Origin of the sequence: Clostridium hydrogenum, assembly GCF_021432385.1 — a bacterium.
GTDB lineage: Bacteria > Bacillota > Clostridia > Clostridiales > Clostridiaceae > Clostridium_S > Clostridium_S hydrogenum.
Map to the genome: position 1 here is coordinate 1 of NZ_JAEACT010000005.1, position 23,632 is coordinate 23,632.

Sequence of the window (23,632 nt, forward strand, 5' to 3'; positions counted from 1 at the left end):
TATATGGATCTTTAGCTCAGTTGGTTAGAGCAACCGGCTCATAACCGGTCGGTCTGGGGTTCGAGTCCCTGAAGGTCCACCATATGGGGGATTAGCTCAGCTGGGAGAGCACCTGCCTTGCACGCAGGGGGTCAAGAGTTCGAATCTCTTATTCTCCACCAAGAATAGCAGTTTTATAACTGCTATTTTTTTTATGCTTTTTTGTGACTTTAGTCATATTTTTTATTACGTTTCTCAATTAAGTTTTTTTAAAACCTATTATATAATTAGGATATTAATAAAGGATAGTAGGTGTAAAAATGAATATTATTGAAATAAAAAATTTAACTAAACGTTATGGAAATAGATTAGTAGTAGATAATTTAAATTTTGAAATTGAAGAAGGAGCTATGTTTGGATTTTTAGGACCAAATGGAGCTGGAAAATCTACTTCTATATCTATGATATGTGGACTTGTTAAACCTAGTTCAGGTGATATAAAAGTAAATGGATACTCAATAACTAAACAAAAGGCAAAGGCACAGAAAAGCATAGGATTAGTTCCACAGAATATAGCACTATATACAAATTTAACTGCACTGGACAATTTAAAATTCTTTGGCGGAATGTATGGATTAAAGAGCAAACTTTTAAAAGAAAGAGTAGATGAAGCACTTGAAATTGCGGGCTTAAGTGATAGGAAAAATGATAAAATAAATACATTTTCAGGAGGAATGAAGAGAAGGATAAATATTGCTTCTGCAATAATGCATCATCCGAAAGTTATAATTATGGATGAGCCAACGGTTGGAATAGATCCTCAATCTAGAAATCATATACTCAAATCAGCAAAGTATTTGAATGAACAATATAAATCAACGATTATATATACAAGTCATTACATGGAGGAAGTAGACTTCCTGTGCAATGATATTGTTATTTTAGATGAAGGAAGAGTAATAACAAAGGGAACAAAGGAAGAAGTAAAACGATCTGCAGTAGAGGTAGAAAGTTTAGAATTAAAGGTAGCTAATATTACACCTAATATTATAGAAAGTATAAAATCAATAGATGAAGTTAATGGAGTTGATTTTATAGAAGATACTTTAAATATAACAATGAAAGATCCTCAAAAAAAACTTCAAAAAATAATAGAGATAATTATAAATAACTCTGCAAAAATCTATAATATAAATGTAACTGAACCAAACCTTGAAAGTGTATTTTTAAGTTTAACAGGTAAAAAATTAAGGGATTAAGGTGATAGTTATGAGAGTAATTAATATAATAAGAAATGATTTAAAAAAATATTATAGAAATGCAGCATTTATTATTTTAGTTTTAGTTGGAGCACCTATGCTTATAGGATTTGTTGAAACATGTATATTTTATAAAGATTACAATGGTCAGAGTACTTTAAATAAATTTAGTATTTCATTTGTAGATAAAGATAAAAGTTTTTATGGAACTATGTTAAAAAAAATGCTTACTAGTAAAGAAATCAAAAAAACTTTAAATGTACAAATAGATAGCGATGAAAATAGAGCAGAAAGCAAAGTTAAAAATGATGAAGTAAGTGCAGCAATAATAGTACCAAAGAATTTCACAAAAAACTTTATTGAAAATAGGCCCAAGGACATAAAACTTTTAAAATCACCTATGGATACGATTAATGATAATGTAGTAGAAGGTATATTGAAAAGTTTTACAGATGAGATTAGTTTAAAGAGCAGCAAAGTTAGTTATGTAGATACTACTATTATAAAAAAGCAAAGTAGGGTAAGTGCAGCTCAGCATTATTATACAGTTATGTTTTCAACATTTATAGTTTTATCGGTGTTTATATTTGGAAGTGATATTATAGAAGAAAAAAATGAAAATGTACTTGCTAGAATAAGTTCTACAGGGACGAATAAGTATATATATTTTTATTCAAAATTGGGAAGTACTTTTATAATGTGTATTATTGAAACCATTATCTATATTATATTAACATCTATAATATTTGATGTTGATTATGGAAGCAACTATGTTGGTATTTTAAGTATAATATTTTCGGGAAGTGTGGCAATTACCGGCTTAACTGCTATAGGTATTGGCATAATCAAAAAACTTAATGTATTTAGGATATATAGTTGCATATTATACATGGTTATGGGGATATTTAGTGGGAGTTTTGCATTAACTCTTGAAACTTTACCACAAAAAACAGCACAGTTTGCGCCATATACTTTTAATTATAATTATTACAAAGCCTATAATGTTTTGATGCTTGGTGGGAATATGAATTCAATATTGAATTTTATTTTGAAATTAAGTATTTTTGGAATCATAGCATCAATTTTAGGTTCTATTATTTTTAAAGTAGAGGTGAATAATTAATGAAAGTATTATATATTGCTTTCCTTTATTTAAGAAAGTTGTTTGCAAATAAAAAAACTATAATTCTGTATATTTTATATCCTGTATTATTTCTTAGTTTATTGCTTACAGTTAATAAAGGGGCTAACACGACAAGTTGTCAAAATGTGGGGTATATTAATAATGATACAGGAAATTATGGGAGCACAATAGTTAAGCATATAAAAAATATGGATGGTATAAATTTAAAAAAAGTAAATAAAAGTGAAGTTAAAACATTATTGAACTTTTCAGAAGAAGATTTTATTATTGAAATTCCAAATGATTTTTCAAATAATATAAAAAATAAGCATAATGTAAAAATAAATATTTTAAAAATGGGTACTTCTAACTCAGAAGTTTCGCTTACAAATGATTTGAATTCATTTGTAAATAAGCTAACAACAAATAATAAAGCAATTAAGATTAATTCAAAGGAAATATCAAAAAATAATGTTAAGATTTCAGCTACTACGGAATTTACAGTAAAATTTTCTGCAATGATACTGATGTTTTTTATGGTAGTAGTTGGCGGTGAAATAATTGATGAGAAAAAAGAAGGGACTTTTGAAAGAGTTATGTCTGCATCTAACGGAAGGGTTAAAACTGCTTTAGGCTTTTTACTAAGTTTTCTTGTAATTGGACTTATGCAATGTTCAGTGATTGTATTTGCATCAAAATTTATATATAAGGTTTATTGGGGAAATTCCACATTATCCCTTATTATTCTTTTTATATGCTTTGAAATTTTCATTATTTCCATATCTCTGCTTTTATCTTACTTGATTAAAGATGGAAGAAATGTTTTAATAATAGCAGTTGCAATTATAACACCTGCAATGATGTTATCTGGTTCATTTGTACCTATAGAAACTTTTAATGAAAGTGTTAGAAAAATTGCTTATCTTATGCCATCTACGTGGATGGTTAGTGGACTTAAGGAAATAGTTATTAATGGAGGTAGTGCAGCATCGGTTCTTACAAATTGTATGGTAATGCTTTTATATGCTTTGGTATTTTTTATGATTGGAAGTAGAACGTTTATAATATCTTCAGAAAAATAGGGAGAATTGTATGAAAGATATAAGCAGGAAATTGTTAATTATAGTTAGATATATTGTTGCAGTAGTTGTAATAAGCATGATATTAATTTCTGATAAGGTTAATTTTAAAAATATAACATATTTAATAATATTATTTTTATGTTATGTTGTAAGCATACAAATAAGAATGTTTATAAGTCGAAAGAATTTAATATTATTACTATCTATATTAATGGATCTTATATTAGGCTTTTTTATATATAAAAATTATGGCGGACCTATAGTATTGTATTATTTTATAGCTATAATCGATGCAGCAATTATGCTTGACAAAAAATACGCTTATATATCTTTTATAATTGTATTAGTTTTCGTTTATTATTCTAAAGTTTACTCATATTTTCCAGGTTACAACGATAAAATATCTATAGTATACAATTTGTTTTTGTCAATTGTTTTTATGGCATTAGGGCGATACATTCATTACGAAAGCAGAGGTACAAAAGAAGCACATGAGCTTTATGATGAGCTTAGAAGATCGGAAGATGAACTTCAAGTTGCATATAGAAGATTAGAGCAATATTCAAATACTGTTGAAGAATTAACGCTTTTAAAGGAGCGCAATAGAATTTCAAGAGAGATACATGATACTGTTGGGCATACTCTTACAACTATGATAATGGAACTTCAAGCACTTCCGCATATAATTAAAGTTGATGAAAAAAAGACAAATGAACTCATTGAAAGCATGACTTCATTTAGTAAAAAAGGTTTAGAGGACGTAAGGAGAGCGGTCAAGGATTTAAAGCCAGTTGAATTTGACGAATATGCTGGAATATTTGCAATAAAAGAGCTGATAGTAAAGTTTAAAAAGGTATCTGAGTGCAGCGTGAACTTAACTGTTTCAAAGAATCAATATCATCTAACGCCAGATGAATCCTTTATACTTTATAGAGTCATTCAAGAATCACTTAATAATGCTGTAAAACATGGACACGCTACAAATATAGATATAATAATTAATTTTGGATTTGATAAAATAGTTACAACAATCAGAAATAACGGAGAGGGCTGCAAAGAAATAAAAAAGGGTTTTGGAATAACAGGTATGGAAGAACGAATTTCAAAATTAAATGGTACAATTGAAATACATTCTAATGACGTAAATGGATTTGAAGTTGTAGCTATGATACCAGTACAACATAGGGAGGGTGTAAATGAGTAAGATAAGACTTGCTATAGTTGATGATGAAAAGTTTATAAGGGAAAGTCTTAAAATAATATTGTGTACTGATGAGGAAATAGAGGTTTGTGGCTTATGCATGGATGGGGAAGAGGCATATAAGTTGTGCATGGAAAAGCCTTTAGATGTAATTTTAATGGACATAAGAATGCCAGGAGTTGATGGTGTAACTGGTACGAAAAATATAAAAAAAAGTTTTCCCAAGGTTAAAATACTTGTTCTTACAACCTTTGACGATGATGAATATATATTTGATGCATTAAGGGCAGGTGCAAGTGGATACTTATTAAAAGATACGTCTCCAGATATTATTATTGAAGCTATAAAAGGGGTATATAAGGGAAGCGTAATTATGCATCCTAAGATAGCTCAAAAGATAGTTAATGGTTCAGTAAATTCACATAAACATGATTTAGAACAAATAAAAAAACATTATGATTTTTCAAATAAAGATATAGCTATTATGATGGCTATAGGAAACGGTTTATCTAATAGGGAAATTGCAGAAGAACTTTATTTAAGTGAAGGTACTATAAAAAATTATATTACCGAAATATTGTTTAAGCTTAAACTTAAAGGTAGAACACAAATTGCACTTTTTGTTAAGGATAATTTTTAGATTAAAGGGTTGCTTAGTAAAAATTAGCTAAGAATTTTTTAATATTTTTTTATATATTAGTTGAAGTTAGTCCTATATAATAATAGAATTAAAGGTAAGGAAATTTTAAATTATACGGGGTGGATAATATGTTTAAAAGAATAAAACAATTTTATAACTACATGACAGCTAATGTTGATGCAGAAGATAAAATGTATCTTGATAAATGTTTAAACACTGATGAAAGAAATTTGTTTGATAAATTATCTGTTCATGAACAAAAACATTCTATAAATGTAGCTAAGGATGTTGAAAATATTTGTGATAAGAATTCAATGAATTCAAGTAATTTAGTAAAAGCTGCACTTATGCATGATATAGGAAAGTTGAAGGCCAAAATGAATATAATTGAGAAGTCTATTATTGTTATATTAGATAACATAAGCAAGGGAAGAATAAAAAGGTTTACCAAACTAGAAAAGATATATGTTTATTATAATCATCCAGATGATGGTGCAAAAATACTTGAGGAATTAAATGAGAACAGCAGAATTTTGTATCTTATAAGAAATCATCATAACAAGAGTATTAAAGATGATTTAGAATTAAGTATACTTAAAATATGTGATGATAGAAATTAGTTTCAAAATTAAGGCTTGGTGAGGTGCTTATGATTTCGGATGAAAGAAGAGAAGAGATTAGAAAAAAGTTGGAGAAGAATGGTGAACCTATAAAGGGAAGCACACTTGCAACTGAATATGGGGTAACAAGGCAAATAATAGTTAAGGATATAGCTATATTGAGGGCTGAAGGGTGTAATATATTTGCAACTCCTAAGGGGTATATAATAAATAAATTAGTATCTAACTCAATAAAAAAAGTTGTTGCTGTAACACATAAACCAGAGGATATAGAAGATGAATTAAATTCAGTTGTTAAATTTGGAGGGACTATCGAGGATGTTATAATAGAGCACCCATTATATGGCGAAATAAGAGGTATATTAATGATTAAAACTCCATTCGATGTTCAAAATTTCATGGAAAAGTTGAACAAATATAGTGCTGAGCCATTGGCGGTTTTAACAGGAGGAGTTCATTTACATACAATATGCGCAAATGATAATGAGACAATGAATAATATACTGAAGGAATTAAATAAAAAGAATTATATATTATCAGATTAAAGTGATAGAAGGTGATTTTTTGAAAAAAGCAGGTATCCTTGCAAGTGTATTTGTAGCAGTAGTTATAATTATTGCTTGCTTTGGAAATATAGCTAACTTCATTATAAACATTGAATGGTTTAAGGATCTTGGATATCTTTCGGTATACTTTACTAAAATTTTAGCAGTATTAAAGCTTATGATTCCTTTGTTTATTGTTATATATGGTGTTATTTTATTATATTATAAAAGCATTAAAAAGAGCATCAGAAAGTGGAATAAGGTAGTAGAAGTTAATGCTAAAAAGGAGAAAAACGAAAAGAGAATATTTATTATATCAAATTTAGTTGTTTCTATTTTTCTTTCATATTCTGTGGCATCGGCTTATTGGTATAGAATACTTCAGTTTGCAAATGCGTCTAAGTTTAATATAAAAGATCCAATTTTTAATATAGATGCATCTTTTTATGTTTTTAAAATGCCATTAATAGAATCTCTTTATGGTGTTATAATGACACTTTTATTTTTTCTAGTAATACTGACTTTTATAATTTATATTGGATTTAATGTAAAAGATAATATTAGAAGATCTAATAGGGTTAATGGTTATACTTTTAGAGTATTCATGAAAGGATTAGTGGATTTTGCAGGAAGGCAATTAGCTACTTTATCATCTCTTATAATATTGCTTTTATCATTTGGGTATATGCTTAAGGCATTTGGCCTTGTATATTCGCCAAGAGGTGTATTTTATGGTGCAGGATATACAGACATACATGTTTCTTTAGTGTTTTATGTAATTATAATGATACTTTGTGTAATATCAGCTATAGTCATATTTTTGAGTATCATTAAATCTAAGATAAGACCAATTATTATTTCCATATGTGTTATAATAGTTTTTGTTATAGGAGAGGGAATAGCTTCACCTGCTGTTCAAAAGCTATATGTTAAGTCAAATGAAAAGACAGTGGAAGCACCGTATATAAGAAACAATATAGATTACACTAGAAAAGCCTTTAATATAGATAAGATTTCAGAAAAAGATTTCCCGGCAGAGGAGAATTTAACTGCACAGGATATTGCTAGCAATAGACCTACAGTAGACAATATAAAGGTAAATTCCTTTGAGCCTGCACTTGAATTTTATAATCAAGTTCAAGTTATAAGATATTATTATGATTTTAATGATATTGATATTGATAGATATAATATTAACGGAAAGTATAATCAAGTATTTATTGCACCAAGGGAACTTGATGAGAAAAGTCTTCAAGGTAATGCAGATACTTGGCAAAATAGACATCTTGTATATACTCATGGTTATGGAGCTGTCATGAGTAAGGTTAACTCTGTAACGGATTCTGGTCAGCCTGATTTTGTAATTAATGATATACCACCTGAAAATAAGACAGCAATTTCTTTAAAGAATCCAAGAATATATTTTGGAGAAGAAACCAATGATTATGTTATAGCAAATAATACCCTGGGTGAGTTTGATTATCCAAATGGAGGATCAGATAAAATTAATAACTATGATAGCAAGTATGGAATAAATGCTACACTAATAAACAGGCTTTTATTTACTGTTAATGAGCATGACATTAATTTCTTGTTATCAGGAAATATAAATTCCAATAGTAAAATACTTATAAACAGAAATATAGTTGATAGAGTTAATAAAATAGCTCCATTTTTAACTTATGATAGTGACCCATATGCAATAATAAGTAATGGAAAAATGTATTGGATTTTAGACGCATATACAACTTCAAATAGATTTCCATATTCACAACCTGTAGATAACGTAAATTATATAAGGAACTCAATTAAGGTTGTCATTGATGCTGTGAATGGAACTACTAACTTTTATATAGTAGATAAGAATGATCCTATTGCAGATAGTTATTCTAAAATATTTCCTGGGTTATTTAAAAGTGCAAGTGAAGTACCACCTGATATAAAGAAACACTTTAGATATCCAGAACAATTATTTGCAACTCAAAGTAAAATACTTGAAAGATATCATGTTACAGATACAGGCATATTTTACAACGGTGAAGATTTGTGGGATGTATCTAAAAACCTAAATGACGTTGAAGGAGAAAAGAAGGCAAGTGATTCATCGTATGTTGTAATGAAGCTTCCAGGTGAGAAAAAGGAAGAAATGGTTTTAATGCAGTATTTTAATATGAGAAATAAAAATAACATGGTTGCACTTCTTGGAGCTAGGATGGATGGTGATAATTATGGCAAAATGGTCTTATATGAATTGCCTACAGATAAAACTGTCGATAGCCCATATTTATTTAACCAAAAATTGAGGCAGGATCCTGTGATTTCTAAAGAGGTTTCATTGTGGAATACCCAAGGTTCTAAAGTGCAATTTGGAGACACGTCTGTTGTGCCTATAAATAAATCGCTTATATATATAGAACCAGTTTATTTAAGGGCTCAAGGCAAAAACAGTGTTCCAGAGGTAAAAAGGGTTATAGTTGCCTACGGAAGTAAAATTATTATGGCACAAAATGTTGATGCAGCACTTCAGCAAATATTTAATTATACAGATAATAATAATAATTCTACAGATAATCAGCAGCAAACAGATAAAACTCAAATACCAACTACGTCAGCATCTATTGATAAACAGAAATTAAAGGATGCTGAGGATTTATATAACAAGGCTATTGATGCACAAAAAAATGGAGACTGGTCTAGTTATGGAGATTATATTAAACAGCTTGGTAAAACAATAGAAGAATTAAATACGAAGTAAGAGTGTTATGGAACATTAAATAACATCAATAAATCTAAGGGAAATATTTTTAAAATCCTAAGAACTTTCAATAACTCACTGACGTTCAGACAAATTGAAAGTTCTAAGGATTTTGAAAATATTTCACTAAGATTTATAAGATGTTATTTAAATCGTTCCAAAACACTCTTACTTCGTATTATACAGTGGTTTAAGGATGATTTACCTTTCGCGCTGCTTAGGTAAATCTTAAACTTAATGTTGTCAGCTTCGCTGAGCACCATTCATGGCGCCATTGCGCAAGCAATAAAGAAAATAAATTATTCAATTCACAGCACCGAATTTATATAATGCTAAATTTAAAGTTGATTGGCTCTTATCTGTCCATTTATCAATAATTAGTATAATTTTTGTTTGCAATCTGCATTTTTTTAAATCAACTTTATCATCAATGCTTCGAATTGTTCCATTAGATACTAGCTCTTCAAAAGCACTTTGAGATAAATTAAGCTTTTCTCGCAGTAAAGAAGATACTTTGAGCCTTGATGGATAAGAACTTTTTATGTGTAATTCCACAGGCATGTTCATATCAATAGTATCACCTATTATTTTATAACTAGGAAGTCCAACTTCTACTCCATTTTTTCGCATTAATTCTGTATCCATAGCATATCTTTTTACCAGTTTTTCATTGTTGTTATGAAATGCATCTAATATTTCTGGGGAAATACTTTTTGGATTTATACGTGAATGTATAGTCATGTTCCAGGTTGAATCACAAGTTAAGCATTTATATATTAACCATATATCCAAATGTTTCCGCTGAGCATTTATTCTGAATAAACCAGAAGAAATGTATTCAGTTTTCTTACCACACTTTTTGCAATATTTAATTGCAGGTGGAGGAGATATGTATTCTATATCCCAGTTTATTTTTTTCATTAAAATTACTCCTTCCTATTAATGAATAATAGGAAGAATAACAGGTGGATTATCACAAGTTTTTCTCATTAAATTCCCTCCTCATATTGTTTATAATTTTATGGTAGCATCCAGAAATGCAAATATAAACCTAAAAGATAATTAGTAAAAGAAAATGAGGCAATGCAATAAGGGTCTGTCACACAAAAATTATTAAATACGTAACTTAAAATTATTGCGAACCATTAAATCAGAGTACAGAGTACAGTTGACAGAGTACAGTTAAGGATGATTTACCTTTCCTTACGTTAGGTAAATCTTAAATTTAGATGTTGTCAGCTTTGCTGAGCAACATTACTGCGATTGCGTAAGCAATCAAAAATAAGTTTTAAGATTTTCTGTAGCAAGGCGAAAAGAAAATCATCCTTCACTGTACTCTGTACTCTGTCATCTGTACTCTGAATAATTGTTCGCACTTTTTATAAATTATTTATAAAATAATTTTGTTACGTATCCCCAGCCATATTCCTTCAAAGTACATGTTTAAAAAATGGTAAAAGTGTAAATAATATAAAATATGTATTTAGGAGGAATAGATATGAAGGATAAGCCAATTTTAAAGTTTATATTATCATGTGCAATAAGTGCTATATTAGCTTGCCTTATAATTGTATCGCCTATATTTTTTACATATTTGGATGATGGAAAGGATGCATATATACCGGGAAGTAATAAAAGCGAATTAAGTGCTAAAAATGCAAAAGCCCAAGAGACAAATAAGCAAAAGGAAGATATAGCAGTATTTTCTTCTGATTCATGTGTAAAAAAAACATACTATGTAAGTCATGATAATGTAAAAATGTATGGTAACATAAATGAAGTATCATCACCCATAACTATGCTTAAAAAGAATGATGAACTTGTTTGTGATAAAGAACAAAACGGTTATTTATATTGTGAGACTAATCATATAGATTCAAAGGGAAAGCTAATAAATGGATGGGTAAAAAAAGACTCAGATGATTTAAGTGGAATTATATTTGAAAAGCCTAAATTTTTGGTGGATGTAAATTTAAGTAAGCAAACTGTCAATCTATATAGAAATGATATTCTCATAAACAAAAATAAAATAAAGTGCTCTAGCGGGATAAATGGTGATAATCAAACAGAAACTCCACTTGGATTATTTACTGTAAAGGATAAGTTTAAAGATCTTACAAGTCAAAAGTATGGTGAAAATGTAAAGTATGCTGTTAAGTTTTTAGGAAATTATTTAATTCATTCAGTTCCAATAGATGAAGTTAAAACTAATGGTAAAATGCAAGCTGTGGCAAATGAAAAAGCAGAAAGTGAACTTGGAAAACCAGCGTCACATGGATGCATAAGGTTGTCTTTAGAGGACGCTGAAATGGTATATAATTATGTAAAAATTGGTGATGTTGTTTATATACATTATTGATTAGGAATTGCGTAAATACATTATCTCACTCTTTTTGTTACTCAATTTTATTAATTATTTTATACTGCATTTAAATTAGTATAAATAAAATAATCAATTAAAAGATAGCTTTTGTATGAAGCCTTGCAATTGTATAAAATATACTGTAAATAAAAAATATTTATAAAAAATACAAAAAGGGTATTGACATATGATTGCATTGAATATATAATCATATTAAATAATAAATATTTAAACCGTTGAAGAGAATAGTAACTCTTTAGTAGCTTATAGAGAGTCAGTGCTTGGTGTAAACTGATAACTACTAAGTTGTGAATCCGCCTCGGAGGGATTGCGATGAGCAATACGGTGTGATTACCGTTAAATTTTAATTAAGTGATTCATATTATTTTATGGTATGATTAACTAGGGTGGTAACGCGGAGTCTTTCGTCCCTACTATATGTAGGAATGGAGGGCCTTTTTTATTTATATTAAAATCATATAAATGAAAATATTACAATTATTTAAGGGGTTGAATATTTAAAGATAAATAATTGGGGGCTATAAAGATTTTAATAAATTTATAAATATGCAGAAATAAGAATTATAACAACAAAATAATGTTCTTAAGTTAAAAAAGAAAGTAATTATGTAAAAAATAATATGAATTTTTGGAATACTATACTTTTAATTTTAAGAATATTTCGACTTTTAAACGCGACAATTTTAGTAATAGGTAGTTTTTTAACTAATTATCTTTTGCTTTATTTTTATAACTTTTTTTCAGAAAAATAATACAAAAAAGTAATATAATACATAATTTTAAGGAGGCATATTAAATGCATAAAAAATTATTTATACCAGGTCCAGTAGAAGTAAAACAAGATGTGCTTGAAAAAATGGCAACACCTATGATTGGGCATAGAAGCAAAGATGCATCAGCACTTCAAAGAAGAATAAGTGATAAGTTGAGACTAGTTTTTCATACAAATGAAGAAATACTTTTATCTACAAGTTCTGGAAGTGGGCTCATGGAAGGGGCAATACGTTCATGCACAGCTAAAAGAGCAGCAGTATTTTCAATAGGAGCTTTCGGTAAAAGATGGTACGAGATGGCAATAAACAATAATGTCCCAGCTGATTTATTTGAAGTTGAAATGGGAGAAGTAACAACTCCTGAACTTGTTGATGAGGTTTTAGGTACAGGTAAGTATGATTTAATAACAATAACTCATAATGAAACATCTACAGGAATTATGAACCCAGTAGATGAGATATCAAAAGTAGTTAAAAAATATCCTGAAATTGTATGGTGTCTAGATACCGTAAGTTCAATGGCAGGGACAAAAATAGAAGTTGATAAACTTGGCGTTGATGTATGTATAACATCATCTCAAAAAGCACTTGGACTTCCTCCAGGACTTGCAGTTTGCTCATTCTCAAAAAAAGCTGTTGAAAGAGCCAAAACTGTTAAATTTAGAGGGTACTATTTAGATTTACTTAATTTATATGAATTCATACAGAAAAAAGATTATCAATATCCATCAACTCCTTCTTTATCTCATATGTTTGCACTTGATTATGAACTAGATAAGATTCTTGAAGAAGGAATAGAGAATAGGTATAAAAGGCATATAGAAATGGCAGAGTACGTTAGAGCATGGGCTAGGAAATATTTTGCAATATTTGGAGATGAAAAGCACCTTTCTAATACAGTAACTACAATAGAAAATACAAGAGGAATAAGCGTTGCAGATTTAAATAAAAAGCTTGGTGAAAGAGGATTTCAGATTTCTAATGGATACGGAAAGTTAAAGGAAAAAACATTTAGAATTGCACACATGGCCGATATGAATTTAGATGAAATAAAAGAACTTATACAGAACATAAACAATATATTAGGATTAGAATAAAGGAGGATGTATTATGATAAGATTACTTGCTAATGATGGAATGGATAAAGATGCAGCGGTGAAGCTCAGAGAACTTGGATTTGAAGTTGTGGAAGATCATTATGATGGAGAAGAGTTGTTCAAGCAAATAAAGGAATTTGATATTTTGGTAGTTAGATCTAATACTAAGGTTAGAAAAGATTTAATTGATGCGGCAGTAGGTGGAAAGCTTAAGCTTGTTATAAGAGCTGGTGTTGGAGTAGACAATATAGATGTAAAATATGCAAGGGAAAAGGGAATTACAGTTAATAATACACCTAATGCAAGTAGTATTTCAGTTGCGGAACTTACTTTGGGACATATATTTGCAGTTTCAAGATTTATAAACACTTCAAACGTTACTATGAGAGAGGGAAAATGGGAGAAAAAAGCATATAAGGGAGTAGAGATATTCGGAAAAACCTTGGGACTTGTGGGTTTTGGAAGAATAGCTAAGGAAGTTGCTAAAAGAGCGTATGCTCTAGGTATGAAAATAATTTATACTGATATATGTGGAAAAGCTGAAGGATATGATGAATATGAATTTGTACAGTTTGATGAATTATTAAAGCAAGCTGATTTTATAACTCTTCATATACCATTAGATAAAAATAAAGGTTATGTAATTGGAAAAGAAGAAATAGCTATGATGAAAGATGGAGCTTATTTGATAAATTGTGCAAGAGGTGGAGTTGTTAACGAAGTTGCACTTATTGAAGCATTAAATACAGGTAAAATTGCAGGCGCAGCTTTAGATGTATTTGAAAATGAGCCAAAGCCTAATGTGGAACTTTTAAATAACCCAAAAGTTTCAGTTACACCTCATATAGGAGCTTCAACTGAAGAGGCACAAGAGAGAATAGGCAATGAAATAGTTAATATAGTAAATGAATTTTTTAAAAAAGCCAGTTAATTAAAATTGTTTAAAATTTTCCCCTTTAGCCGCCGCGTTAAGTCTTTTTAGCGGTGGCTATTTAAATTGGGTATATAATATATACATATTAAAAGATAAGAAGGGATGGTAAAAATGGCAGTATTAAAACCATTTAAAGCTGTAAGGCCAGTAAGAGAATTAGCGGTTGATGTCGCAGCGCTTCCTTATGATGTGATGAATACAGAGGAAGCTAGAGTAATAGGAGAAGGTAATTTATTTTCATTTATACATGTTGATAAGGCTGAAATAGATTTAGAGAAAGGTATAAACCCATATAGTAGTGAAGTTTACGAAAAGGCCAAAGATAATTTAACAGATATGATTAAAAAAAGAATATTAGTCAAAGATAATAAGGAAAACTTATACATCTATAGACAGATAATGAATGGTAGGAGTCAAACAGGTATAGTTGGTTGTACATCTATAGATGATTATGAAAATGGAGTTATAAAAAAACATGAATTTACATTAGCAAGTAAAGAAAAAGATAGAATAAATCACGTTGACTACTGTAATGCAAACACTGGACCAATTTTTTTAACTTATAGAGCAAATAAAAGAATTAATGAAATTACAGATAAAATTACAAAGGCGGAACCAGAATATAATTTTGTTAGTGAAGATGGAATATCTCACATTGTATGGACTATAGAAGATGAAAATACCATAATGGAAATAAGAGATATATTTGAAAAAGTAGGCGAACTTTATATAGCAGATGGTCATCATAGGGCGGCCTCCGCTGTAAAAGTTGGATTGAAGAGGAGAAAATTGAAGCCGAATTTTACAGGAGAAGAAGAATTTAATTATTTCCTTTCAGTTTTATTTCCAGATAATGACCTTGCAATAATGGATTATAACAGGGTGGTTAAAGACTTAAATGGAATGACTTTAGAAGAATTTATAAATAAAATAGAAGGTAAGTTTGAGGTTGAAAAGCTTCCAAAAGGAAAAAAGTTTAAACCTTCTGAAAAGCATACTTTTGGTATGTACACAGAAAATAATTGGTATAAGCTTACTGCTAAAAAGGAAACTTTTAATGATAATGATCCGGTATTGAGTTTAGATGTTTCAATACTTCAAGACAATTTACTTAAGCCGATTTTAGGAATAGGTGATCCAAGAAATGACGAGAGAATAGATTTTATTGGAGGAATAAGGGGAATTGAAGAACTTGAAAAAAGAGCAAATACAGATATGAAGCTTGCATTTGCTATGTATCCTACAACAGTACAGGATTTAATGAAGGTTGCTGATAGTGGTAATGTAATGCCGCCTAAATCAACTTGGTTTGAACCTAAGCTTAGAAGTGGACTTTTTATACATGAACTTAAATAAAACAGTAAATTATATATAGATAGACAACCTGAAATATTGAAATTATAAATACCAACTGTATTCTTATGATAATATTTTCAATTCACAATTCACAGTTCACAATGCACAATGAAGGATGATTTTTCTACGCAAGCGTAGAAAAATCTAAAAACTTTTTTTATTGCTTACGCAATCGCGTTATATATGGTGTTCAGCGAAGCTGACAACATTTAAGTTTAAGAATTACCTGAGAAAATCGAAAGGTAATTCATCATTCATTGTGAATTGTGCATCGTGAACTGTGAATTGAAAAATATTGTTATCAGGATAAACTTGGAATTGGCAATTTTAATGTTCAGATTGTATATTTATAATAAAATAAAGGGAGAAATGGCTATGTTAGATATAGAGTTAATTAGAAATGACACTGATAAAGTTAAAAATGCTCTTCTAAAAAAAATGGATAAGGTTGATTTTACGGAAGTACTTCAATTAGATGATGATAGACGTAAATTAATAAGAGAAATAGAAGTCCTAAAGAATAAAAAAAATACTGTATCCAAGGAAATTTCTAAAATAAAAAGTCAAGGTGGAGAAGTTGAACCATCACACTTTGAGGAAATGAAGGAAGTGGCAAATAATATATCTAAACTTGAGGCAGAACTTTCTCCAATTAAAGAAAAAATACAAACTTTTTTAGAAGCACTTCCTAATATACCAGATGATGATGTTTTGCCTGGTGGAAAAGAAAATAATAAAGTTGTTAGGGTGTATGGTAAAAAACCTAATTTTAGTTTTAATCCCAAAGATCATGTTGAACTTGCACAAAGTAATAACTTAATAGATTATGAAAGAGGGACCAAACTTTCTGGAAATGGTTTTTGGATATACAAGGGGTATGGTGCTATTTTAGAATGGGCACTTTTGAATTATTTTGTAGAAGAGCATCTTAAAGATGGATATGAATTTATTTTACCTCCCCATATTTTAAACTATGAATGTGGTAGAACTGCGGGGCAATTTCCTAAGTTTAAAGATGAGGTTTTTAAAGTTGGAGATGGTAAAGAAGCTGATAATATGCAATTTATTCTTCCAACAGCTGAAACTGCTTTAGTTAATCTACATCGAGGCGAAATTTTAAAGGAAAAGGAGCTGCCAAAAAAGTATTTTGCATATACGCCTTGCTATCGTGTTGAGGCGGGAAGTTATAGGGCATCTGAAAGAGGAATGATTAGGGGACATCAATTTAATAAAGTTGAAATGTTTCAGTATACAACTCCAGAAAACTCAGATGCAGCACTAGAGGAGCTTATAGGCAAGGCTGAGAAGCTTGTGCAAGGGCTTGGACTTCATTATAGATTGTCAAAGCTTGCAGCTAGGGATTGTAGTGCATCAATGGCAAAGACTTATGATATTGAAATTTGGATTCCAAGCATGAATGAATACAAAGAAGTAAGTTCAGCATCTAATGCTCGTGATTATCAAGCAAGAAGAGGCATGATAAGATTTAGAAGAGATGAAAATCAAAAAATAGAGTATGTAAACACTTTAAATGCTTCAGGTCTTGCTACAAGTAGACTTATGCCTGCAATACTCGAGCAAATGCAGGATAAGGATGGACATATAGTTGTTCCAGAAGTTTTGAGAAAATGGGTTGGAAAAGATAGAATTTAAAAAATTGCTAAAAGATATACTTGTAAAATTTTATAAGTGTATCTTTTTTGCACTTAATTTAATTTTGAAGCATTAAAACAATAACACGTGCACATTCATCTATGAGAATTTCTTTGTCTAAATTTGGATTTATATCAAAGACAAGTTCATCTTCAATATTTTCAATAAGAGAGTACATTAAGAAAGATTGCTCTTTTTCATGTTTTAATTCAATTCCTGATGCTTTCAGTTCATTCATAACGGCATTCATAATCTTATCTTTTATGTTTTTAAAAAATTCCATTATATCCTTGTCTGTATAAACTAAAGACATAAGTTCATCATGATATTTTTTAGGATAAGCAGTATGAAGTTGTATAAAGATATTAAGAATATTTTTTATGGTAGTAAAAAGATTCTTATTTTCTGAAAATTTACTTAACTCATTGATAATTTGTTGTATATAAGTTTCACCATTCTTATAAACACATTCAAGAAGTATGTCTTTTTTATCTTTAAAATATGCATAAACAGTTCCTGTTGAAAGCCCAGCTGCTTTTGCTATATCTACAGTTGTCATATCAAAATAGCCCTTTTCTGTAAAAAGACTTTGAGCTGCTGATAGAATTCTTTCTTTTTTTTCAATTGAACGTTTCTGTTTAGGTTCACGAATTGCTTTATCCATTTTTTCACCTCTAGTAGTTTATATAATTTTTATTAGTAAAGTCCCATTTATTCAAACAAAAAATCCATATGGTTATGAATTTTATAAGAAGTAAATTAATATTTACTTAAAAGTTTGTTTGTTTAAAGTAATTTTAATACAAGAAAAATAAGTTGTCAATAAAATGTGAAAGTGAATTCATATTTGTATTGACATTTGCAAAAAAGAATCTTATAATATGAATATGAAATGAGTTTCATGTTTTTAAAGGGGGGAAAGTAAAAATGAATAGAAAAATGAAATACTTTGGATTTATAGGAATACTTATTGCTGCTTTTCTTGGAGTAATTGATAGCACAATTGTCAATATAGCGCTTCCAAGTATAACGGACTATTTTAATGTGAGTTTAAATGATACTAGCTGGATAAGCACAATTTATGCTTTGGCATTGGCTGTTTTTATGATTACTGCTTCAAAGTTAGCAGATCAATTTGGAAGAAAGAGATTAATGATTATAGGACTTGTGATTTTTGGAGTAAGCTCGGCTCTTTGTGGGGCTTCTAGTTCACTATTATTTCTTATTATAATGAGATTTATACAGGGTATTGGAGGAGCTATTATTACACCAATAATACTTCCAATGGGAATTGAGATTTTTGGTAAGGAAAAGATGCAAATAGTAGTCGGATTATCTGGAGCAATAGTTGGTTTAGCAGCAGCAAGTGGACCACCAGTTGGTGGAATCTTAATAAAGTATATAAATTGGCAATCAGTTTTCTTTGTTAATGTGCCACTTACTATTATTGCAATTGTCATGGTTTTATTGTTTGTTGAAGAATCTTATGATACTACAGTTTCTAAAAGTATAGATTGGCTTGGAATGATATTTATAACAATAAGTTTATTTTCGCTTACTTTTGCACTCCTTAAAGGAAGAGATTATGGATGGAGTTCTAACATTATAATAGCATTATTAATAAGCTTTGTAGTTTCCTTAGTTATATTTATTGTAGTTGAAAGCAAAGTACAAGAACCTATGGTAGAACTCAAGCTTTTCAAAGAGCTTACTTTTACGGCTTCTAATATATGCTATATGATAACGGGCTTTGCAATTATGTGTCCTTTACTTCTTTTCAACTATTATCTTCAAAATGTACTTGAATATGATACACTAAAAGCTGCGTTTATTATGATAAGTGTTTCATTAACATCTATGTTTGCAACACCAATAGGAAGTATTTTAGGAAAAAAGATTGGAGCAAGAGTAGTAAATTTTATTGGAATATTAGTAATTGGGCTTGGAATATTTAAGATGTCATATTTAAGCACAGATATGACCAAGGGAACCATGATATTAGATTTAATTATATGTGGAGTAGGTCTTGGGTTTTCTGTTCAAGCACTTTCCTCATCAGTTAAATATATTCCTAAAGAAAAGAGCGGAATGGGTTCTGGAATAATAAATGCAGCTAGGCAAATAGGAAGTTGTATTGGAATTGCACTTCTTGTAAGTATGTTAAATGGAAATGTATCTACAGCTAAAGAAGAGGTGAAAAATAATGTAGTTTCTTATGTAAACAAGGATAATGAAATAATAAAACCAGTACGAACTGAACTTATAAAAATAGTAAAGGATAAGTTTAAAAATACAGATAATGATTCAGAAAATAAAAATAATACATCTCAAAGTTCAATGGAAAAGTCTATTGAAGAAATAATAAAAAATAATAAGAGTTTATTTTCAAAAAACGCAACCTTTTATAATAATGATACCTTAAAAAAATTATATGACGGAACAGGTGCCCTTAGGGATGGAACAGCTAAAGTAGCAAATGGTCAATCTACTTTAAATGATGGAATAAATAAGTTAGATAATGGGCTTGGAACAATTTATGATGGAAGTAATGCTTTGAACTCTGGAATTAATACTTTTAATGAAGGTGCAAGTAAATTAAAAGCTGGTAGTCAAAAATTAGCAGATGGAAGTGAAGGAATAAATACTTTAGTTAATGGAATAACTTCGATTGATAATGGTTCTCAAAAGCTTATGTCACAGTTTTCAACAAGCGGTGATTCAAATAATCCAAGCTTATATGATGCAATTACAGCTATTAATGGAGGAACACAAAAGGTTTCTACCGGAGTTAGTGAGTATACAACTATCGTGAATAATATGTTATATATGTTAGTAAAAACTAATAATGAATCACCTAAGTTGCTTGAACAATATAAAAATAGTATGAATACATTAATGATTAATCTTAAACAAACCTCAGATCAAAACATTAAAGCTAAAGAGCTTCAACAGGTGGATATGCTTTCAAATATGGTGAGCATTTATACAGCGGCAATAGATTCTAATAGCGAAGGTGAATTTGAAAGCAAATTAAAAGCTTCTGAAAATGTTGTTTCAATAGGAACAAATCTTAAAAATGGTGCAAATAATCTGCAAAATGGAATGTCTAAGGTCACAGCACAATTTCAGGATGGGGGAGCCTTTAGAAATGGTGTAATGCAGCTATCACAAGGAATGAATAGACTTTCAGTAGGCTCTAAGGGACTTTTAAATATTAAAGCTGGAATAGATACTGTTAATTCTTCTATTTCAAAATTAAGTGATGGTTCTGCAAAGTTGTATGATGGATCAACTAAATTAGAAAAAGGCATATATAACGCTAAAAATGGAAATGATAAGCTTGCGGATGGTTCAAATAAGCTTGTAGCTGCTTCTAGTAAAATAAAGGATGGAACTGAGAATATGGTTACAGGTATAGGAATGGCTGGTCAGAAAGAGGCAATACAAAGAGTTATGGATAAAGTTAAAAACGAAAAAAATGATAAGTTATCTGAAGCTTTTAATAAGACATTTTCTATTGCAGCAATAATAGTAATTATATCTTCTATATTTGGGCTATTCACAGATAAAAAGTTAAAAGTAGAAGAGGAAAAAGAAGAATATAATGATGAAAAAGCTTTAAGTAATTTATAAAAGCTAAATTCAATTGAATTTTTTTGGTATTAGTGATAAACTACTTTATGTATGTAAATGTGAATATTTAGTATATTTAATCTTATTACGAAAATATAATATACCACTAAAATTAAGATGGTGTATGCATATAGATGTGGGAGGAGGAATCTATTGAATAATAACTTCAATAGAGATAAGTATGTTAGATTTAAAAAAGATAAGAACTAATCCAGAAGAAATAAAAAATGCCCTTTCAAACAGAGGAGAGGATTTTGATGTCTCTGTAATTGATAGAGTTGTAGAACTTGACGAGAAGAGAAGACAGAATTTAGTTGAAGTTGAAAACTTAAAGAGTAAAAGAAATACGGATTCAGCCCAAATACCAAAGCTAAAAAAAGCAGGTGAAAATACAGATGCATTAATGGCTGATATGAAAAAACTTTCAGATGATATAAAAAATATAGATGCTGAAGTTTCAAAAATAGACGAAGAAATACAGTATATAATGCTTAGAATCCCTAATATACCTCATCCAAGTGTTCCAGAAGGAAAATCAGATGAAGACAACGTTGAGATAAGAAAATGGGGAGAACCTAGAAAGTTTGATTTTGAATTTAAGGCTCACTGGGATGTTGGAACAGATTTAAATTTACTTGATTTTGAAAGAGCTGGAAAAGTAGCAGGTTCAAGATTTACTTTTTATAAAGGTCTTGGAGCAAGACTTGAAAGATCTGTAATAAATTTCTTCTTAAATACACATGTTGAAAAGCATGGATACACAGAAGTGCTTCCTCCATACATGGTAAACAGAGATAGCATGACAGGAACTGGTCAGCTTCCTAAGTTTGAAGAAGATGCTTTTAAAGTAGAAAACAACGGATTTTTCTTAATACCTACAGCTGAAGTACCAGTTACTAACTTACACAGAGATGAAATGTTAAAAGCTGAAGATTTACCTATAAAATATGCTGCATATAGCGCATGTTTTAGATCAGAAGCTGGTTCTGCTGGAAGAGATACTAGAGGACTTGTACGTCAACATCAATTTAATAAAGTTGAACTTGTTAAATTTGCAAAACCAGAAGAATCTTATGAAGAGCTTGAAAAGTTAACTCATGATGCTGAAGAAGTTCTTCAAATGTTAGGCCTTCCATACAGAGTTGTTAGAATATGCAAAGGTGATTTAGGTTTTACAGCTGCATTAAAGTATGATATAGAAGTTTGGATGCCAAGTTACAATAGATATGTTGAAATATCAAGCTGTAGTAACTTCGAAGATTTCCAAGCAAGACGTGCAAATATTAAATTTAAGAGAGATCCTAAGTCAAAGCCTGAATTTGTTCATACATTAAATGGGTCTGGAGTTGCTATCGGAAGAACTGTAGCAGCTATACTTGAAAATTATCAAAATGCAGATGGAAGTGTAACTGTTCCAGAAGTATTAAGACAGTATATGGGAAAAGACTTAATCAAATAAATCTAATATTCAGAGTACGGAGTACAGAGTACAAAGTACAGTGAAGGATGATTTTCTTCCGCTTTGCTACAGAAAATCTTAAAACTTATTTTCTATTGCTTACGCAATCGTGGCATTAATGTTGTTCAGCGAAGCTGACAACATTTAAGTTTAAGATTTACCTGACGAAAGGAAGGCAAATCAACCTTCGTTGTACTCTGTCATCTGTACTCTGTACTCTGATTTAGTTAGTTCGCAATAATTTTAGATTGTTATTAAGTATTTTTTTGTGTGACAGTTTCCTTTTTATAATTACTTTTTTAGAAGTGTCTTTAAAATTTTAGTTACGTCACCATCCCAAATAGCATAATTGCTTTCTACCTTAGTGACTTTTCTAGATTGATTACTGTGAATATAAAGGCAATCTAAGGAAGCCTTTTTGGCACCTTCAATATCACATAGATGATCATTTCCAATAAAAATAGATTCCTCTTTGTTTAATTCTTCTGTTTCAATAAGATAATTAAAAAAGGCTGTATCTGGCTTGCAAATTTCTATATCAGAAGAACTATATAAGCCATCAAAATAATCATGTATTCCTAAGTATTTTAGTTCAGGAACTGTAAATTCTCGTTGACCATTTGATAGCATGTATATCTTTTTGTTATTAGCTTTCAATTCCTCTAGGAGTGATTTAACTCCAGGATAAAGCCCTATGTATTCTGTTGATAATCCTCTGAATAGTCTTAAGGAGTAACTTATTAAGTGATTGTCAGCATGAACTCCTTTAGATTCATATAATTTTCTAAAAACTGATGAAAGTTTTATATCAGGATACTTTGTTTTTGTATTTTCTCCAAGTTTAGTTTCAACTTCTTGTAGATAGGCTTTTTTTAGTTCATTAGTTTTATAGTTGGCACCGTTGTAACTATAAAATAATGAAAGCTTTTTCCATACATTGCGCTTGTTTTCGTTAGTATGGATATTTACTAAGGTTCCATATAAATCGAATATAAAATTTTTGTACATATAAAAATCCTCCTTGCACTTTAGTATATATATGAATAATAACACAATTGGATTTTTTATGGAATAAATTGCGAACAAAGGTGTAGTGCAAAACCAAATAACAAGGGACAGGTACATTAAAAATAATGTGGC

General features: G+C 29.7%; 18 protein-coding genes, 2 tRNA genes and 1 other annotated feature. Of the genes, 17 read left to right on the forward strand and 3 right to left on the reverse strand.

Annotated elements, in window-relative coordinates:
• Nucleotides 1–5: 5 nt before the first annotated feature.
• From CUEA01_RS23520 to CUEA01_RS23565, 10 genes are all read left to right on the forward strand, one after another.
• Nucleotides 6–82 (forward strand) — tRNA-Ile (locus tag CUEA01_RS23520).
• Nucleotides 83–85: 3 nt separating this feature from the next.
• Nucleotides 86–161, forward strand: a tRNA-Ala gene (locus tag CUEA01_RS23525).
• Nucleotides 162–299: 138 nt separating this feature from the next.
• Complete coding sequence (locus CUEA01_RS23530) at nucleotides 300–1,238, forward strand: ABC transporter ATP-binding protein (protein ID WP_234124794.1); 939 nt, start codon at nucleotides 300–302, stop codon at nucleotides 1,236–1,238.
• Nucleotides 1,239–1,248: 10 nt separating this feature from the next.
• On the forward strand, nucleotides 1,249–2,361 hold the full coding sequence (locus CUEA01_RS23535) for an ABC transporter permease (RefSeq protein ID WP_234124796.1): 1,113 nt from the start codon (nucleotides 1,249–1,251) through the stop codon (nucleotides 2,359–2,361).
• The gene (locus tag CUEA01_RS23540) at nucleotides 2,361–3,443 is read left to right on the forward strand and encodes an ABC transporter permease (protein WP_234124798.1); all 1,083 of its coding nucleotides are present in this window, start codon (nucleotides 2,361–2,363) and stop codon (nucleotides 3,441–3,443) included. Before CUEA01_RS23535 ends, CUEA01_RS23540 begins: the two co-directional genes overlap by 1 nt.
• Nucleotides 3,444–3,453: 10 nt before the next feature.
• Entirely contained in the window at nucleotides 3,454–4,647 is a 1,194-nt protein-coding gene (locus CUEA01_RS23545; RefSeq protein ID WP_234124800.1) for a sensor histidine kinase, read from the forward strand.
• The gene (locus tag CUEA01_RS23550; RefSeq protein ID WP_234124801.1) at nucleotides 4,640–5,284 is read left to right on the forward strand and encodes a response regulator transcription factor; all 645 of its coding nucleotides are present in this window, start codon (nucleotides 4,640–4,642) and stop codon (nucleotides 5,282–5,284) included. Before CUEA01_RS23545 ends, CUEA01_RS23550 begins: the two co-directional genes overlap by 8 nt.
• 128 nt (nucleotides 5,285–5,412) lie before the next feature.
• Nucleotides 5,413–5,904 (forward strand): HD domain-containing protein, encoded by a 492-nt coding sequence (locus tag CUEA01_RS23555; protein WP_234124802.1) that lies wholly within the window; start codon nucleotides 5,413–5,415, stop codon nucleotides 5,902–5,904.
• 29 nt (nucleotides 5,905–5,933) lie between these two features.
• Nucleotides 5,934–6,449 (forward strand): transcription repressor NadR, encoded by a 516-nt coding sequence (locus tag CUEA01_RS23560; protein ID WP_234124803.1) that lies wholly within the window; start codon nucleotides 5,934–5,936, stop codon nucleotides 6,447–6,449.
• Between the two features lie 19 nt (nucleotides 6,450–6,468).
• On the forward strand, nucleotides 6,469–9,204 hold the full coding sequence (locus tag CUEA01_RS23565) for a UPF0182 family protein (protein ID WP_234124804.1): 2,736 nt from the start codon (nucleotides 6,469–6,471) through the stop codon (nucleotides 9,202–9,204).
• A gap of 303 nt (nucleotides 9,205–9,507) precedes the next feature.
• On the opposite strand, the gene CUEA01_RS23570 is transcribed toward CUEA01_RS23565, so the two are convergent.
• Nucleotides 9,508–10,125 carry a DUF1062 domain-containing protein gene (locus tag CUEA01_RS23570; protein ID WP_234124805.1) on the reverse strand — a complete coding sequence of 206 codons (618 nt, stop codon included), beginning with the start codon at nucleotides 10,123–10,125 and terminating at the stop codon, nucleotides 9,508–9,510.
• A gap of 577 nt (nucleotides 10,126–10,702) precedes the next feature.
• On the opposite strand from CUEA01_RS23570, the gene CUEA01_RS23575 reads away from it, so the two are divergent.
• The 5 genes from CUEA01_RS23575 (at nucleotide 10,703) to serS (CUEA01_RS23595) (ending at nucleotide 17,400) form a co-directional block, all read left to right on the forward strand.
• Entirely contained in the window at nucleotides 10,703–11,563 is an 861-nt protein-coding gene (locus tag CUEA01_RS23575; RefSeq protein WP_234124807.1) for a L,D-transpeptidase, read from the forward strand.
• 230 nt (nucleotides 11,564–11,793) lie between these two features.
• Nucleotides 11,794–12,002, forward strand: a binding site (T-box leader).
• 381 nt (nucleotides 12,003–12,383) lie between these two features.
• Nucleotides 12,384–13,457 carry a pyridoxal-phosphate-dependent aminotransferase family protein gene (locus CUEA01_RS23580; RefSeq protein ID WP_234124808.1) on the forward strand — a complete coding sequence of 358 codons (1,074 nt, stop codon included), beginning with the start codon at nucleotides 12,384–12,386 and terminating at the stop codon, nucleotides 13,455–13,457.
• 13 nt (nucleotides 13,458–13,470) lie between these two features.
• Nucleotides 13,471–14,388, forward strand: coding sequence for a D-2-hydroxyacid dehydrogenase (locus tag CUEA01_RS23585; protein ID WP_234124809.1), 918 nt, complete (start codon nucleotides 13,471–13,473; stop codon nucleotides 14,386–14,388).
• Between the two features lie 114 nt (nucleotides 14,389–14,502).
• Nucleotides 14,503–15,747: a DUF1015 domain-containing protein gene (locus tag CUEA01_RS23590; RefSeq protein WP_234124810.1), complete on the forward strand. Its 1,245-nt coding sequence runs from the start codon at nucleotides 14,503–14,505 to the stop codon at nucleotides 15,745–15,747.
• Between the two features lie 375 nt (nucleotides 15,748–16,122).
• Nucleotides 16,123–17,400: a serine--tRNA ligase gene (serS, locus tag CUEA01_RS23595; protein WP_234124811.1), complete on the forward strand. Its 1,278-nt coding sequence runs from the start codon at nucleotides 16,123–16,125 to the stop codon at nucleotides 17,398–17,400.
• Nucleotides 17,401–17,458: 58 nt separating this feature from the next.
• On the opposite strand, the gene CUEA01_RS23600 is transcribed toward serS (CUEA01_RS23595), so the two are convergent.
• Nucleotides 17,459–18,064 (reverse strand): TetR/AcrR family transcriptional regulator, encoded by a 606-nt coding sequence (locus CUEA01_RS23600; RefSeq protein ID WP_234124812.1) that lies wholly within the window; start codon nucleotides 18,062–18,064, stop codon nucleotides 17,459–17,461.
• A gap of 263 nt (nucleotides 18,065–18,327) precedes the next feature.
• On the opposite strand from CUEA01_RS23600, the gene CUEA01_RS23605 reads away from it, so the two are divergent.
• Both CUEA01_RS23605 and serS (CUEA01_RS23610) read left to right on the forward strand, forming a co-directional pair.
• Nucleotides 18,328–21,033, forward strand: coding sequence for an MFS transporter (locus CUEA01_RS23605; RefSeq protein WP_234124813.1), 2,706 nt, complete (start codon nucleotides 18,328–18,330; stop codon nucleotides 21,031–21,033).
• Nucleotides 21,034–21,214: 181 nt separating this feature from the next.
• Nucleotides 21,215–22,492, forward strand: coding sequence for a serine--tRNA ligase (serS, locus tag CUEA01_RS23610; protein ID WP_234124815.1), 1,278 nt, complete (start codon nucleotides 21,215–21,217; stop codon nucleotides 22,490–22,492).
• A gap of 291 nt (nucleotides 22,493–22,783) precedes the next feature.
• Here the strand turns inward: serS (CUEA01_RS23610) and CUEA01_RS23615 are convergent, their stop codons facing one another.
• Nucleotides 22,784–23,500 carry an HAD family hydrolase gene (locus CUEA01_RS23615; RefSeq protein WP_234124817.1) on the reverse strand — a complete coding sequence of 239 codons (717 nt, stop codon included), beginning with the start codon at nucleotides 23,498–23,500 and terminating at the stop codon, nucleotides 22,784–22,786.
• Nucleotides 23,501–23,632 lie beyond the last annotated feature (132 nt).

Excerpts from the sequence above, each read along its gene's own strand:
- CUEA01_RS23600 (WP_234124812.1), bottom strand. The coding sequence starts at position 18,064 with ATGGATAAAGCAATTCGTGAACCTAAACAGAAACGTTCAATTGAAAAA.
- CUEA01_RS23555 (WP_234124802.1), top strand. The coding sequence starts at position 5,413 with ATGTTTAAAAGAATAAAACAATTTTATAACTACATGACAGCTAATGTT.
- serS (WP_234124815.1), top strand. The coding sequence starts at position 21,215 with ATGTTAGATTTAAAAAAGATAAGAACTAATCCAGAAGAAATAAAAAAT.
- CUEA01_RS23550 (WP_234124801.1), top strand. The coding sequence starts at position 4,640 with ATGAGTAAGATAAGACTTGCTATAGTTGATGATGAAAAGTTTATAAGG.
- CUEA01_RS23570 (WP_234124805.1), bottom strand. The coding sequence starts at position 10,125 with ATGAAAAAAATAAACTGGGATATAGAATACATATCTCCTCCACCTGCA.
- CUEA01_RS23590 (WP_234124810.1), top strand. The coding sequence starts at position 14,503 with ATGGCAGTATTAAAACCATTTAAAGCTGTAAGGCCAGTAAGAGAATTA.
- CUEA01_RS23530 (WP_234124794.1), top strand. The coding sequence starts at position 300 with ATGAATATTATTGAAATAAAAAATTTAACTAAACGTTATGGAAATAGA.
- CUEA01_RS23580 (WP_234124808.1), top strand. The coding sequence starts at position 12,384 with ATGCATAAAAAATTATTTATACCAGGTCCAGTAGAAGTAAAACAAGAT.
- CUEA01_RS23605 (WP_234124813.1), top strand. The coding sequence starts at position 18,328 with ATGAATAGAAAAATGAAATACTTTGGATTTATAGGAATACTTATTGCT.
- CUEA01_RS23575 (WP_234124807.1), top strand. The coding sequence starts at position 10,703 with ATGAAGGATAAGCCAATTTTAAAGTTTATATTATCATGTGCAATAAGT.
- CUEA01_RS23545 (WP_234124800.1), top strand. The coding sequence starts at position 3,454 with ATGAAAGATATAAGCAGGAAATTGTTAATTATAGTTAGATATATTGTT.
- CUEA01_RS23535 (WP_234124796.1), top strand. The coding sequence starts at position 1,249 with ATGAGAGTAATTAATATAATAAGAAATGATTTAAAAAAATATTATAGA.
- CUEA01_RS23585 (WP_234124809.1), top strand. The coding sequence starts at position 13,471 with ATGATAAGATTACTTGCTAATGATGGAATGGATAAAGATGCAGCGGTG.
- serS (WP_234124811.1), top strand. The coding sequence starts at position 16,123 with ATGTTAGATATAGAGTTAATTAGAAATGACACTGATAAAGTTAAAAAT.
- CUEA01_RS23615 (WP_234124817.1), bottom strand. The coding sequence starts at position 23,500 with ATGTACAAAAATTTTATATTCGATTTATATGGAACCTTAGTAAATATC.
- CUEA01_RS23540 (WP_234124798.1), top strand. The coding sequence starts at position 2,361 with ATGAAAGTATTATATATTGCTTTCCTTTATTTAAGAAAGTTGTTTGCA.
- CUEA01_RS23560 (WP_234124803.1), top strand. The coding sequence starts at position 5,934 with ATGATTTCGGATGAAAGAAGAGAAGAGATTAGAAAAAAGTTGGAGAAG.